Origin of the sequence: Clostridium sp. C1, from assembly GCF_018223625.1 — a bacterium.
Classification (GTDB): domain Bacteria; phylum Bacillota_I; class Bacilli_A; order Erysipelotrichales; family Coprobacillaceae; genus Allocoprobacillus.
In genome coordinates this window covers 2,496,619-2,511,514 of record NZ_CP073631.1, presented here as the reverse complement: position 1 = coordinate 2,511,514, position 14,896 = coordinate 2,496,619, and the positions used below count along the sequence as shown (strand labels likewise).

17 protein-coding genes are annotated in these 14,896 nt (G+C 31.3%); all 17 read right to left on the bottom strand.

Features of this window, described 5'->3' with window-relative positions:
• Nucleotides 1-52: 52 nt before the first annotated feature.
• The 17 genes from KEC48_RS13465 to ispF all read right to left on the bottom strand — a co-directional run bounded on the left by KEC48_RS13465 (nucleotide 53) and on the right by ispF (nucleotide 14,879).
• A complete protein-coding gene (locus KEC48_RS13465; RefSeq protein WP_249191368.1) occupies nucleotides 53-997 on the bottom strand; it encodes a glycosyltransferase family A protein in 945 nt (314 codons plus the stop codon).
• Between the two features lie 10 nt (nucleotides 998-1,007).
• Complete coding sequence (locus KEC48_RS13460; RefSeq protein ID WP_158095600.1) at nucleotides 1,008-1,478, bottom strand: hypothetical protein; 471 nt, start codon at nucleotides 1,476-1,478, stop codon at nucleotides 1,008-1,010.
• A 60-nt stretch (nucleotides 1,479-1,538) separates the two neighbouring features.
• Nucleotides 1,539-1,751: a nucleic acid-binding protein gene (locus KEC48_RS13455; RefSeq protein ID WP_211962938.1), complete on the bottom strand. Its 213-nt coding sequence runs from the start codon at nucleotides 1,749-1,751 to the stop codon at nucleotides 1,539-1,541.
• Between the two features lie 397 nt (nucleotides 1,752-2,148).
• On the bottom strand, nucleotides 2,149-2,445 hold the full coding sequence (locus KEC48_RS13450) for a hypothetical protein (RefSeq protein WP_249191367.1): 297 nt from the start codon (nucleotides 2,443-2,445) through the stop codon (nucleotides 2,149-2,151).
• Between the two features lie 127 nt (nucleotides 2,446-2,572).
• Nucleotides 2,573-5,791: a carbamoyl-phosphate synthase large subunit gene (carB, locus tag KEC48_RS13445; RefSeq protein ID WP_211962936.1), complete on the bottom strand. Its 3,219-nt coding sequence runs from the start codon at nucleotides 5,789-5,791 to the stop codon at nucleotides 2,573-2,575.
• A 230-nt stretch (nucleotides 5,792-6,021) separates the two neighbouring features.
• On the bottom strand, nucleotides 6,022-7,224 hold the full coding sequence (gene ilvA / locus KEC48_RS13440) for a threonine ammonia-lyase (RefSeq protein WP_211962929.1): 1,203 nt from the start codon (nucleotides 7,222-7,224) through the stop codon (nucleotides 6,022-6,024).
• A 47-nt stretch (nucleotides 7,225-7,271) separates the two neighbouring features.
• Nucleotides 7,272-7,436 carry a hypothetical protein gene (locus tag KEC48_RS13435; protein ID WP_211962927.1) on the bottom strand — a complete coding sequence of 55 codons (165 nt, stop codon included), beginning with the start codon at nucleotides 7,434-7,436 and terminating at the stop codon, nucleotides 7,272-7,274.
• Between the two features lie 397 nt (nucleotides 7,437-7,833).
• Nucleotides 7,834-8,706 carry an Rpn family recombination-promoting nuclease/putative transposase gene (locus tag KEC48_RS13430; RefSeq protein WP_211962925.1) on the bottom strand — a complete coding sequence of 291 codons (873 nt, stop codon included), beginning with the start codon at nucleotides 8,704-8,706 and terminating at the stop codon, nucleotides 7,834-7,836.
• A gap of 171 nt (nucleotides 8,707-8,877) precedes the next feature.
• A complete protein-coding gene (locus KEC48_RS13425) occupies nucleotides 8,878-9,300 on the bottom strand; it encodes a PPC domain-containing DNA-binding protein (RefSeq protein WP_087360574.1) in 423 nt (140 codons plus the stop codon).
• Between the two features lie 11 nt (nucleotides 9,301-9,311).
• Nucleotides 9,312-9,485, bottom strand: a complete 174-nt coding sequence (locus KEC48_RS13420; RefSeq protein ID WP_087360571.1) for a DUF4250 domain-containing protein — start codon at nucleotides 9,483-9,485, stop codon at nucleotides 9,312-9,314.
• Nucleotides 9,485-10,303: a Cof-type HAD-IIB family hydrolase gene (locus KEC48_RS13415; RefSeq protein WP_087360568.1), complete on the bottom strand. Its 819-nt coding sequence runs from the start codon at nucleotides 10,301-10,303 to the stop codon at nucleotides 9,485-9,487. The genes KEC48_RS13420 and KEC48_RS13415 overlap by 1 nt, the downstream gene beginning before the upstream one ends.
• A gap of 103 nt (nucleotides 10,304-10,406) precedes the next feature.
• Nucleotides 10,407-10,817: a PH domain-containing protein gene (locus KEC48_RS13410; RefSeq protein ID WP_211962923.1), complete on the bottom strand. Its 411-nt coding sequence runs from the start codon at nucleotides 10,815-10,817 to the stop codon at nucleotides 10,407-10,409.
• 268 nt (nucleotides 10,818-11,085) lie between these two features.
• On the bottom strand, nucleotides 11,086-11,526 hold the full coding sequence (locus KEC48_RS13405) for a DUF188 domain-containing protein (RefSeq protein ID WP_211962920.1): 441 nt from the start codon (nucleotides 11,524-11,526) through the stop codon (nucleotides 11,086-11,088).
• A complete protein-coding gene (locus tag KEC48_RS13400) occupies nucleotides 11,523-12,092 on the bottom strand; it encodes a rhomboid family intramembrane serine protease (RefSeq protein WP_087360171.1) in 570 nt (189 codons plus the stop codon). The genes KEC48_RS13405 and KEC48_RS13400 overlap by 4 nt, the downstream gene beginning before the upstream one ends.
• Nucleotides 12,082-12,879, bottom strand: a complete 798-nt coding sequence (locus KEC48_RS13395) for a DUF5011 domain-containing protein (RefSeq protein WP_087360174.1) — start codon at nucleotides 12,877-12,879, stop codon at nucleotides 12,082-12,084. The genes KEC48_RS13400 and KEC48_RS13395 overlap by 11 nt, the downstream gene beginning before the upstream one ends.
• 87 nt (nucleotides 12,880-12,966) lie before the next feature.
• Nucleotides 12,967-14,397, bottom strand: coding sequence for a glutamate--tRNA ligase (gene gltX / locus KEC48_RS13390; RefSeq protein WP_211962918.1), 1,431 nt, complete (start codon nucleotides 14,395-14,397; stop codon nucleotides 12,967-12,969).
• A 5-nt stretch (nucleotides 14,398-14,402) separates the two neighbouring features.
• Nucleotides 14,403-14,879 (bottom strand): 2-C-methyl-D-erythritol 2,4-cyclodiphosphate synthase, encoded by a 477-nt coding sequence (gene ispF, locus KEC48_RS13385; RefSeq protein WP_283092244.1) that lies wholly within the window; start codon nucleotides 14,877-14,879, stop codon nucleotides 14,403-14,405.
• Nucleotides 14,880-14,896 lie beyond the last annotated feature (17 nt).

Sequence of the window (14,896 nt, the reverse complement as noted above, 5' to 3'; positions counted from 1 at the left end):
GAAACACCTCCATAAATTAGGATTTGTCAGCAACTTAATGCTTCGTTTATAGCTACTTTTTAACGGATGCAATCCTAACTGCTGAGGCCATCCCACCATCGCCATATGTTGGATTCTTAATAAATCTATCTGCTGATTTGCTTAACTTCTGATTATTTTTAATTGAATGAATAATTTCATTTTCCCATCCAAATAACCTCGCATCAGAAATAGCTTCAACATCAAGTATTACATCCGTGAGATTATTACTATAACTACTCTTGTGTTTTTCTATGATATAACGCATGAGCTCAAATCGTTTATTCATACTTTTTATATTTGCAGAAGTAGGGGCAGTTCGATAGTTAATCAATGGTTTTTCAACAATTCCAACATAAGCATCTGGCGAAGTTTCTAACATACTTAAAAAGAAATCCCAATCCTCAAAGCCAGAACGCATTGCTTCATCATAACCTTTACATTGTTCATAAAACTCTTTACGGAGAATATGTGTTGCAGGACAACAATTATGAGATAAAAACGACACTATATTTCCACCAGTAGGGCAAACTACTGCATCTAAAACTCCAAAAGTATGCATCCATGATGAAGCTATAACCATTGAAGGATCATCGTAAAGCAATTTACTAACTTCTTCAATATATCCAGTTTCAAGATTGTCGTCCCCATCAAGAATTAAAACCATTGATGATTGTGTTTTATTGATGCCGGTATTTCTAGCTGCTGATACTCCACTATTTTTTTGAAAATGTATAGTTACTGGAACTAATAATTCATTATTATTTTTTATACTTGTTAATACTTCTAAAGAATATTTATCAGTTGAACCATCATCAACAATAATAATTCTTTTAGGTAATAATGTTTGGCTACATACAGATTGGACTGCTTCCAAAATCATAGAACCTTGATTATAACTCGTTATAACAACTTCTATATCTGTTTTTGAGATCGTACTATATTTTTTAATATGCATAATTTCCCATCCCTTCAACAAATTCCAATTTTCAAACCATCTTACTCATTATTAAAGCAATAATTAAAGCAATTATTGCAAATCCAACTATGGTTCCCAGCCATTTGACTATTTTCATTTTTGTAGGAATATAAGGTTTTAATTCTTCTGTATTGGGTATATCCCACGCTTTTGTATGTTCTACCCAATACCAGTCAACAAAAAATCTATCAAATAGCCCCATTATATACATTATAAATAAACTTTGAATAAAAATATTTCCAAACTCTTTTGCATCATTTATATAGCAAACCATTAATGGCACTAGAATAAAACAAGGTAAGTATAAAACTATAATTGATATAATGGTTTGTTTCTTTATTTCTTTTTGAGTAGTATATCCTAATTTTATCGCTTTTTCTTGAACATTCTTTTCGTAAAATACAGTAAATTTTTCAGGACCATTTGCTATACCAATAACACAAAACATTAAAAGTATAAAACATAATACTATACCTTCCATTAGTAACATTAGAATTAACATTAAAATCAACTCGCTTTCAAATTCTAATTTAAATTACTTTTATTTATTATTCAAAACTAATTTTTTTATTTTAGAAGTGTCTTGGACATAAGTTTCAGTATAACCACACTCTGGACAAACTGCACATTTAAGTTTACCTAAGTTTTCTTTGAAAATTCCTTGTTGTGTAACCTTAACTCCATATGCTCCTCCTTCAACCTTAACATCCAAGTCTTCAATCATTTCTATATTACATCTTATACACTTTCTCATGCCTATACCTCCAAATTTCAATATTATAAACTAGGATTTATATTCTTTCTTTTGTTTATATGACCACCTATAAGACTACCAAAGAACGATAATATAAAATAACTAATGATGTATATCATGGCTGAGTCATTATAAAACATATACATTGTAAGAAAAAATAATCCTGCTACAAAGAAAGGAATATATATTTTAAATCCATATTTCATACAAAAGAAAATCGGAACAATAAGAGCCCATAAATTATTAACTATCCATAAATCTGTTAAAAATGTATATGTTATACTTTCCGGAAAAATCAAATTTATAATTGGAATTGCGTTATATACCACGAGTGTTGAGATTCCTATTATCATAATGCTTTTTTCATGCTTTCCCTCCTAAATTATCAAACTAGGATTTATCGTTTCTTCACAAGCCAATTATCATTTTGCGTTTTTCTTTCCGCGTAGTAACCACATGGCATATCTTTAAGAACACCAACAGAATTGTCTAAATCGAACGCTTCTTTTAGAGATACCAGTCTTGCTTCGTCTGTATCATGTGTTGAACCACACAAAAATTGCCACAGTCCGTCATCTTCATCATGAGATACATATAAAATAGGTTTGCCATCATCTATAATATGGCAACAGATTATCGTGGCTGTATTAGGTGCATCATAAAAAGGAAAATCCATATTCAACGCTCCTTCCAAATTCCAATTTTCTTACTTCTTGTATATTTATTATACCAGTAACTATTATCCACAACAACGATATCCTTCTATTCAACTATTTTTAACCAAAAAAAAGAGAATAGATAACTCCATTCTCTCATTGATTTTATTGAATTTCACTATGATATTCTTGTAATGATTTGACTGCATGGCTACCATGAATCTTCATTTCCATAATTCCTTCTAACGCAGCTTTTGCAGCAGCAATGTTTGTCATATATGGAATTCTCATCTTAATAGCTGTTTTTCTGATATAGCTATCATCATGAGCACTTTGTTTACCATGAGGTGTATTGATGACCATAGCAAGTTCACCATTTGTCAGCGCATCTGTGATATTTGGACGACCTTCATTTAATTTTTTAATCTTTTCAACAGGCACTCCTGCTTCATGGATTAAAGCATATGTATTTCCAGTTGCTACAATTGTAAATCCTGCATCATAGTATCCTTTAGCAAGAGATACAACTTGTGGTTTGTCCATATCGTTAACACTGATCAATATTTTTCCTTCAGTTGGTAAGATTGTTTGTGTCGCTTCTTCAGCTTTATAGATAGCTGCTCCAAATGAACTTCCTAATCCTAATACTTCACCTGTTGATCTCATTTCTGGTCCTAAGATTGGGTCAACTTCCGGGAACATATTGAATGGGAATACAGCTTGTTTAACACCTACATGTGGGATTTTCTTTTCTGTTAATTTTGGTACTGGTGATTCTCTACCAGTTAATTCCATTGTCACAATATCAGTTGCAATCTTCACCATATTAACATTACATACTTTAGATACTAAAGGTACTGTACGTGAAGCTCTTGGATTGGCTTCAAGAACATAAACTTTATCATCAGCAATCGCATATTGCATGTTCATAAGTCCACGAACATTCATTTCTTTCGCGATTTTCTTTGTATATTCTTTGATTGTTTCTAAATGTCTCATTGGAATATGTTTAGAAGGTAAGATACATGCTGAATCTCCAGAGTGAATACCAGCTAATTCGATATGTTCCATAACAGCTGGAACGAAAACATTTGTTCCATCACTAATAGCATCTGCTTCACATTCCATTGCATTATTTAAGAATCTGTCAATTAAGATTGGACGATCTGGTGTCACACCAACAGCCGCAGCCATATATTGTTTTAAGCTGTCATCATCATAAACAACTTCCATTCCACGTCCACCTAAGACATAAGAAGGTCTTACCATTAATGGATAACCAATTCTTTTAGCGATTTCTAAAGCTTCTTCAACATTGACAGCCATTCCTGATTCTGGCATAGGAATTTCTAATTTTTCCATCATTTCATTGAATAAATCTCTATCTTCTGCCATATCAATTGTTTCAGGTGTTGTTCCTAAGATATGCACACCATTGGCTTTTAATTGAGAAGCTAAGTTTAATGGTGTCTGTCCACCAAATTGAGCTATCACACCAACTGGTTTTTCCTTATCATGAATACTTAAAACATCTTCTAATGTTAATGGTTCAAAATATAATTTATCAGAAGTATCATAATCCGTAGAAACTGTTTCTGGATTACAGTTGACAATAATTGTTTCAAATCCTAATTTCTTTAAAGCAAGTGAAGCATGAACACAGCAATAGTCAAATTCAATACCTTGACCAATTCTGTTTGGTCCTCCACCTAAAATCATAATTTTTTTCTTATCATGATGAATATCACTATGATCTTTCGCATTATATGTAGAATAGTAATATGCACTATCTTTTGTTCCACTAACATGAACTGGTTCCCAAGCTTGAGTGATGCCATTATCAATTCTTTCATTTCTGATACTATCTTCAGAAACATTTAAAATCTGGCTTAAATATTTATCTGAGGAACCATCTTGTTTAGCTTGTCTTAAAACATCTACTGGCAACTGTTTTCCAGCATATGATTTTAACATTTCTTCTTCATCAACCAATTCTTTCATTTGTTCAATGAAATAATGTTTAATACTTGTTAATTCATATAATTCTTCAACAGTTGCTCCTTTTCTTAAAGCTTCATACATGATGAATTGTCTTTGACTTGTAGGAACTGTTAATTTTTCTAATAACTGTTCTTTTGTTAATTCATTGAAATTCTTTGCATATCCTAAACCATATTGACCAATTTCAAGAGAACGAATCGCTTTTTGGAAAGCTTCTTTATAAGTCTTACCAATACTCATAACTTCCCCAACAGCTTTCATCTGTGTTCCTAGTTTATCTTGTGCACCTTTGAATTTTTCAAAAGCCCATCTTGCAAATTTAATAACAACATAGTCACCATCTGGTACATATTTATCTAAAGTTCCATATTTTCCACATGGAATTTCATCTAAAGTTAAACCAGCAGCTAACATAGCTGAAACAAGGGCAATAGGGAAACCTGTTGCTTTTGAAGCTAATGCACTAGAACGTGATGTTCTTGGATTGATTTCAATAACAACAATTCTATCAGTTTCAGGATCGTGAGCAAACTGAACGTTTGTTCCACCAATAACACCAATTGATTCTACAATTCTAAAAGCCTGATCTTTTAAACGATCTTGAACATCTTGAGAAATTGTCAACATTGGCGCACTACAGAAAGAATCTCCAGTATGAACACCTAATGGATCAATGTTTTCAATAAAACATACAGTAATCATATTGTTTTTAGCATCTCTGACAACTTCTACTTCTAATTCTTCCCATCCAAGAATAGATTCTTCAATCAAACATTCATGAACAAGACTTGCCTGTAAACCACGAGAAACAACTGTTTTTAATTCTTCAACATTATAAACAAGTCCTCCTCCGGCACCACCCATTGTATAAGCAGGTCTCACAACAACAGGATAACCTAATTTGTCTGCAATTGCGAGAGCTTCATCAACTGTATTCGCAATTTCACTTCTTGCCATATCAATACCAAGTTCATTCATGGCTTTTTTGAATTCTAAACGGTCTTCCCCACGTTCAATCGCATCAACCTGCACACCTAGAACTTTGACATTGTATTTATCTAAGACTCCAGCATTATGTAATTCAGCACATAAGTTTAATGCTGATTGTCCACCTAAGTTAGGCAATAAGGCATCTGGTCTTTCTTTTTCAATAATTTGTGTTAATCTTTTTAAATTCAATGGTTCAATATAAGTCACATCAGCAGTTTCTGGATCTGTCATGATTGTTGCTGGATTAGAATTGACTAAGACAATCTTGTATCCTAAACTTCTCAATGCTTTACATGCCTGTGTTCCTGAATAGTCAAATTCACAAGCCTGACCAATAATAATAGGTCCTGAACCAATAACTAATACTGTGTTTACATCTTCTCTTTTTGGCATATCTTTTCCTCCTTATCCATAAAAAAGACATATCAAATCAAATGATATGTCCTATAACAAATATAAAAAATAAGAAAAACAAGACTTTGGAGAAACAGCTATTTGATTCGTTGTTTTTAAACCAAAATCCATCATTTTTCTCATTCCTTTCCTTATCCTTAATAAGTATATATTTTTGTATTTATACATTCAAGAAAATGATAAATAATAATCAAAAAGATAATATATTATCAATTTATTCTTGTAATTTCATATCCCTCTTTGGCAAATGTATCTATAATTCTTTGTATATGCTTTTCTCCATTCGTTTCACAAGTCACACGCAATTCTACTTCAGAGAAACGAGCAAAGTTTTTAAACTGATTATGTTCCACTCCTATAACATTTGCATTACACTGTGACAATACATGAGAAACATATTCCAATTCACCAGGTTTATCTAATAATTGAACAGTAAATGTAAAAATACGTCCTCTTGCGATTAACCCTTTATTAATCATAGACGAAATTGTTAAAACATCAATATTTCCACCACTAATCAATGATACAACTTTTTTATTCTTTTCATTTAATTTCTTTAATGCTGCAAGAGATAAAATACCTGAATTTTCAGCGACCAGTTTATGTTTTTCCACAAGCAACAAGAACGCATCCATCAATTCATAATCAGAAACCGTAATAATCCCATCTACATATTCTTTAATATAATCAAAAGTCATATCACCAATTTCTTTAACGGCTGTCCCATCCGCAATTGTATTGGCTTCTTTTAAAGCCACAACCTGATCTTCATTAATAGCCGCTAAAGCACTGGCAGCACCTTCTGGTTCTACTCCAATAATCTTGATCGTTGGTTTGATTTGTTTGGCTGCACAGGCAATCCCTGAAATCAATCCCCCACCACCAATTGGCACTAAGATAATATCTGCTTCAGGCAATTCATCAAGAATTTCTAATGCAATTGTTCCTTGCCCTTCAATGACATCTTCATCATTAAACGGATGCACAAATGTATATCCATGTTCCTTTTGTAAATCACAAGCTTTCTGATAGGCTTCATCATAAACTTCACCAGCCAAAACAACCTCAGCCCCATGTGCTTCTGTTGCTTCTACTTTAATTAATGGTGTATGTTTAGGCATTACAATTGTCGCCTTGACACCTAATTTAGAAGCTGCGTATGCCACCCCTTGCGCATGATTCCCAGCCGAAGAAGCAATTAAACCTTTAGCTTTCGCTTCATCATCCATTTTAACAATCTTATTGTATGCCCCTCTAATTTTAAAAGCACCTGTTCTCTGCAAATTTTCTGGCTTAATATAAACCTGATTCTTACATTCTTTTGAAAAAGCTTCACTATATATCAAGGGAGTAGGAATAATCACTTCATCAACTCTCTTTTTTGCTTCTTGAAAATGCTTTAAATCTAACATATCGAATCTCCCTTCTTTTTACATTTTCATCATTATAACACAACCCATTATTTATTTGAACTCATTTTTTTCCTATTCATAAATACAAAAGATATGTTTTGGTTAAATACAAATTCGCATATGAAAAAGCCACTCATTTCATCAAAGTTCTCCAGTCTATATTCATGCACATCCACGCCAACATCATATCTATCAATACCTTCTTCAATCATTTTAAAATTATAATTTCTTTCATTATGTTGATGTCCATGTCAATGAATAGATCTTTTCAAATAATGATGACATTCAAAAAGATATTTCAATTCTTTATAATCACATATTTCCTCAAATAAATATTCATCATATTTTATTCCACATAACTAAAAAATCGTTTGATTAGTTTTATCCAAATATCATTTCATGGTGAGATTTTCTAAAATATAAATAAAGTCTTTTTTCATAAGTTGATTCCAATATTGAATCAATGTTCCATTCATATCATCAACATTTGGAAAGGGACTACAATATAAGCGTAAAGCATTTTGATATCAAAAATGACAATGAATATCATAAATAATAATCATTGCCATTTTTAATTATATCTTTATGTCATTCTTATGACTTTTCTTTTTATAACCACTTCAATACATCTTCTTCATTATGTATTTCAAATATATGGATGATAATACTATCAAGTGTTTCTTCCTTACTATTAACGATCTTCATCTCTAAATCTGGTTTCAATTTTCCTAATAGTTTTTCTAACAATTTCAAAACAACACTTAACTTTCCTTGTTGTTTTCCTTTTTCTATACCTGACTTTTCTGCATCTTTCCAGAATGAATACATTTCCACCGTTCCTTCTTTTCCTTTCATTTTTTCCAGTATATCTTCTCTCCCTGTCAATGTTGCCAATACTCTGGCTACAGCTTTTGTAATGATCATCTTCTTTAATCCTTCTTCATCTTTTCTCCATATTGTCTTTAATCCACTGATGACCTTTTTATTGTCTTCATTTTTCAGCAGGTTTTCATCCATCTCCTTCATGTCTACAACCCTCATCTTCCAGTCATTCTGTTTTCTCTTGATTTCCTCTGGTCCTTTGACTCTTTCCAGCAACGATGTCACGGCATTCCATTTCCCTTCGCCATGAAACAATACGACACTCATCACTGGCATCAGCATATGATTCTTGAATCGCTTGTCCTGCATGTTGTAGACCAGTGCATCATAAAGCAATGTTCTTGATGCCATTGTAAAGTCAACACTGCTTTGAGCTTCAAGAATCAAGATAGCTTGAAAATCCTTTCTTTCCCACATCATGATGACATCATGAGTGCGTTCCTTAGATAGAAAGTCACCAATAAATATCTCTCTGGAATCAAGAGGGTGAAGGTCACTTGGATGAATAATAGCATGACCATCAAAGAAAAGAGCATTCATGAAGTCAGCAAAACGCATAGGATAAGAGAAGAAATCCTTTAACACATGATCTTTTTTCATCAACGAATCCCTCCTATAGAGGAGAGGCTAAACATATTATACACAAATCATTGCTTATAGTAAACACCATATAATATTTCTAACCCCTCTATTATTTATATACGCAAAAATATTTCATTTTTCTTTTTTTATTTCAAACTTTTTTTAATAAAACTAAAAAAAGTTTGCCTTCTAAGCAAACTTCCATAAATTCAAACCAATATCCTTATTCAACTCTCGATCTATTTTGCCATCAATGATTGTTATAACCATTTCACATGTTGCACTCACAATAGCTTTATTTAAATGTCCACCAAAGACTTCACCTTTTTCATTTCCCACACTCATATGTAAATGACAATAAAACTGATCATTCATCGTATCAATTGTTCCTGTTAATGAAACAATTTCAAAACTTCCTTGAAATGAATTTGATAAATAGTGTTTTGTATCCGTTTGAAAGACACCAATTGTGATATCTTTAACAGCACCTAATGCTTGAATACTTGCAAGTGTTACATTTTCTTTTAAAGCAACTTTTTGAACTTGTTCCAATATTTCTTCATCTTTATCAATTCTCACTAAAATAGTCTGATCAAATCTTTTATATTCCATAAATGTTCTCCTTATTTAAACTGATTATTCATTTCATCATAAATATAATCAATCTTTTTCAATGTTTCTATAATATCCTGTTTAGAAACATCCAAATCATCACATAAACTTTCTAATGAATCATATTGATCTCTTAATTTCATATTAATAAAACTTAAAAGCATGGCAGGATCTTTTGGTAACATTAATATTCAACTCCTTTATATATCTGAGATAATACATAGGCTATACCATCTTCGTTATTTGATTTTGTGATCATATTGGCACGTTGTTTGACGCCATCAACTGCATTTTCCATTGCGACACCAAGCCCAGCATATTCAATCATACTTAGATCATTGTAGCCATCTCCAAATGCCATCACTTCTTCTTGTTTTATATTTAAGCTCTTTGCTAGACGATCAAGCGATGTCGCTTTATCAATTCCTTTTGACATGACTTCTAAAAAGAATGGAGCACTTCGATAAATACTCAAACTATCACCAAAAGGCTTTTTAAATTCTGCTTCAATAGAAGCAACATAATCCGGTTTTCCAGTTAATAAAACTTTATGTATAGGATTTTCGAGTATATCTATAAAAGATGAAACTTTATTTTTATGAATATCATTAATTTTAGCTTCTAAACAAACATATTCATCATCTATATCTTCAGTATAAATCATATCATTTTTATATGTCATACATGCTAAATCAAATTGTTTTGCCCTTTGATAAGTCTTTTGAGCGTCTTCTACTGTCAAAGTCTGTTCATAAATTGTTTCATTCGTTTTTGCACTGGCAACTCTTGCCCCATTAAACGATAGTAGATAACCACCAAATTGATCTAACATCAATTCTTTAGCTTCATGTCTAAGTCCAGCTGTTGGTCTACCAGAAGCTAAAACAATTTTCACACCTTGTTTTTGTACTTGAATCAAAGCTTCTCTAGTTTTAGGTGTAATCTGATTATTTGAATCTTTTAAAGTTCCATCCAAATCTAATGCAATTAACTTATATTCCATCATGACCTCCTGTTTTTTTATTATCTTAATTCATTTCTTTCGTTTTGTCTATATAAGCATTATGTTTTTCATTTGAGATAGTTATAATTACACATCAATACTCTTATTGATATACATTTTTCTTTAAAAGAATATTTTTGATAAAATCATCATTATCTTTTAATGATATATAAAAATCTTTATCTTTTGTTGTCATATGAATCCTATCTAATGAATTTGCTGAGGAAGCCATAGGATTTTTACTCTTTTCTAATTTTAAAATATCTTTTATTTCAAATCTTTCTTTAGAAAATCCATAATAAAAAACAAAATAATCATCATATAATTCAATATAGTTTCTAACCATAACTGGTATCCACACCAAATTCATTGAATAATACGCAACCCACAGTAATATCCACCATATATGAGAAACAATACTGGCATCACACAAATAAATGAATATGGGACATATATCATAAATAACAAATATCACTATAAGCCAAAAGCTATTTTTACCTTTATATACTTTCATACCAATCTCCATCTTTTTTGAATGAATAATTTTGATTTCAATTTTCTATATACTATCTTCATATCATGTTAACACATTTTATACAAACAATATAGAGCATACTTCAATTTCATACTCAAAAATGAACATTAAAACAACATATAATTAATGCCACATTTATCTTTTCAAATAATAGCTAACTTACTTATCAATATTTCTTCATATGAATCTTCTAATTACTAGTTAACCCATGTTTATATTATTTTTAATTTGACAAAAAAACTTAACCCTATCGGTTAAGTTTTTTCAACAAATTCTCTAATTGTGCTAAAAAATATTGTTTATCTTCTTGTGTTTGTTTTGAAGGCCCTTTGATATGTTTTCCACTTTTTCTTTGATGAGCGCCAATATAACGTCTTAACAATAATTCATCAATATTCTGTGATGTTATCTCCATTCCTGATATATGTAAGATATAAGCACCTTTTCCCAGTGCTAAAGCAGCTAATCCGTAATCTTGTGTAATCAATATATCCTGCTTTTGTAAATGCGATAGAAGCAACAAATCAACACTATCATGACCAATATCACATTCAATGACTTGATAAGGAACATCTTTTAATATATGAGCATAGTCTACATAAACATGCATTTCTATATGATATGTCTTTGTTAAAGAATAGATTTCATCTTTATAGGGTGTTGCATCCCCATCAACGAGTATTCTCATACAATATGTAAAGCTAAAATCATAACCATTGCGACAATACCACCAATAAGTCCACCAATATGTCCTGTTTTAGAAATATGTCGATCCATAAATGTGTATACCAAATTAATGACAATCACAAGTGCAAAATTTTCTAAAACGGACATAAAAGGTCCACCCAATACATATCCTAAAACAATAATAGCTCCAAAAAAGCCAAAAACAACACCACTGGCACCAATAGTCAACGTTTGATAATAACGTGATGATATTTGTGATGCACTATAACTCAGCATTGAACTTAAGATCATAGAAATAACAATTAAATATAAGTAAGGCACCGTTCCTAAACAAGCTTCTAAGAAATGCCCTATTTGATACAGGGCATAGGCATTCATCAAGAAATGAAAGAATTCCGCATGTATAAAATGACATGTGATAAAACGCCAATATTGATGACGTTCTTGAATATATGGGGGATAAAATCCCCCAAGTCTTAAAGCACAACCCCACTTATCACCATGTTGTATAAATTGAATATATATAAATATAAGTGCACATATTAATACATAAATATTAGTTATCATTTTCTACCTCGATTACTGTAATTGTTCTCATTTGCTGTGTTGTATTTCCATCTTTATCACTAACAGTATACATAATTTCATAAACACCCGGTGTTTGATTATCAACTTGGCCATTGATAATGATACGTGATGTAATATCTCCTTCAATATCATCAGTTGCCTTTACACCTTCTTTTAAATCAATAGATTCACCAACATGTATTTCCACATCCTCAATACCTTCAATAACAGGTGGACGTTTATTCTTTTCAACCACAACCTTCACTCTTAAAGCACTAGATTGATTTCCATGTTTATCTTCTACAATAATTCTTTCAATCTGTGTTCCTTCCATTTGAAAAGATTTTGTTTTACTCTTTTCCTGTGTTTTTTCATTATAAAAATATACTTCTGTTTGTGAATGATCTTCTACATTTTGTATTAAATCTTTAGCTTCTAATGTTTCTCCTATTTGAATATGCCATTCAACTTTCTTTAATTGAAACTTGGGTTTAATTGTGTCTTCTACAACAATTTCAAAATATTGTGTTTCATTAAAATAAGTAATAGATGCCTGATATTTTCCTACTTCTTTAGAAACATGGGATAAATCTAATTTAACATTTTCTAAAACAGAATGATTCGCATTGACATATTCACTCACATCTGTAGGTATATCCTGTCCATATTGAAATGTAAACACATTTCTTTTTAGTTTAATTGGGGAAATTGTTAATGCTAAATAGATTAAAAGTACATCAACAAGAATAAAAAAACTTAAAATTGAAACAATAATCTTATTTTGCATTCTATACACCCCCTAATAAATAGTATATCACAAAAATATGAAATTCTTGTGTCTAATGACTATTTTTTCACATGGAAAAAGAAGGTATTAACCTTCTAATCTTGATAAGACTTTTTCCTTTCCAAGTAAAACAATAGATTTCGCAAGATCTGGTCCATGCATAATTCCTGTTGTGGCAATACGAATAGGCATATACAACATCTTACCTCTTGCTTTGGCTTCTTTTTGTGTTGCTTTAATACAAGCAAAAACATGTTCTTCATCAAATTCTTCATCACTTAAATTTGACAAATGATTTTTAAAGACTTCTAAAGTATGAGGAATACTTTCATCTTGCATGAATTCTTTTGCCTCAACACTGACTTGCATTTTATCTTCAAAGAATAGCGCTACTTGTTCAACAATTTCTTCACCATAGCTGATATGATCACGATGAACATCAATTAACTTTTGAATCCATTCTTCACTTTTATCAGATAAATCATAAGCTTTCTGTAAGAACGGTAAACATAAATCAACAAGTTCATCTAAAGATTTTTCTTTTAAATATTGACCATTCATCCATTTTAATTTATCCATGTCAAAAATAGCTCCTGATTTAGAAATACGATCAACACTAAATTCTTGAATCAATTCATCCAATGTAAACAATTCTTTTTCTTCTTTAGGTGACCACCCTAATAAAGCAATATAATTTAAAATCGCTTCACTTAAAAATCCCTTAGAAATTAAATCCTGATAAGAAGCATCTCCATTACGCTTACTTAATTTATGTGTTTCATCTTTCATTACAGGTGGGCAATGAATATAAACTGGTGGTTCCCATCCAAAAGCCTGATATATTAAATTATACTTAGGTGTAGATGATAAATATTCGTTTCCTCTGACAACATGAGTAATATTCATCAAATGATCATCCACAATATTTGCAAAATTATATGTTGGATAACCATCACTCTTTAACAATACGCCTTCTGATAATCCAGCATTTTCAACTTCAATATGTCCATAGACTTCATCTTCAAAAGAAGTGATTCCACTACTTGGAATTGTTTGTCTAACAACATATTTTTCCCCATTGGCAATTCTTTGTTTTGCTTCTTCTAAAGTTAATGATTTACATGGATCAATATATCCTAATTCTTCATGATCAGCATTTTCTTTTTTTGCTGCTTCAATTGTTTCTTCATCACAAAAACAATAATGTGCACCACCTAATTCAACCAGCTTATCTGCATATTCCTTATAAATTGCTAATCTTTGTGATTGAATATAAGGACCTACATCTCCTGGTTTATCAGGACCTTCATCATAGTGAAGTCCTGTTTTATCAAGCACATCATAAATCATATCAACTGCTCCAGCGACTTCTCTTTCCTGGTCAGTATCTTCAATTCTTAAAATAAAATCCCCACCATCATGTTTGGCGATTAAATATTCATATAAAGCGGTTCTTAAATTCCCAATATGCATATATCCTGTTGGACTTGGGGCAAATCTTGTTCTTACTTTACTCATCTTTTCTATCCTTCCTTATTTAATAATACAACGCTTTGGGCAACTATACCTTCTTTTCTACCAACAAAGCCCATTTTTTCTCCTCTTGTCGCTTTAATATTCACTTGTGTGATGTCACAATGTAAAACTCTGGCAACATTTTCTTTCATCAGTGGAATATGTGGTGCCATCTTTGGTTCTTCACATAAAATCAGGCTATCAATATTTCCAATTGTATAACCATTTTGTTTCATCATATCATAAGTATGTTGTAATAAAATCATTGAAGAAATCCCTTTATATTGTGGGTCAGTATCAGGAAAATGCTTTCCAATATCTCCAAGTCCCATCGCTCCAATAATACTTTCAATGATCGCATGTAACAAAACATCTGCATCACTATGTCCTTTTAAACCTTTTTCATAAGGTATTTCTACTCCACCTAAAATTAGTGGTCTGCCTTCAACTAATTGATGAATATCAATAGATTGTCCAATTCTCATCATAAACATCACCCTTT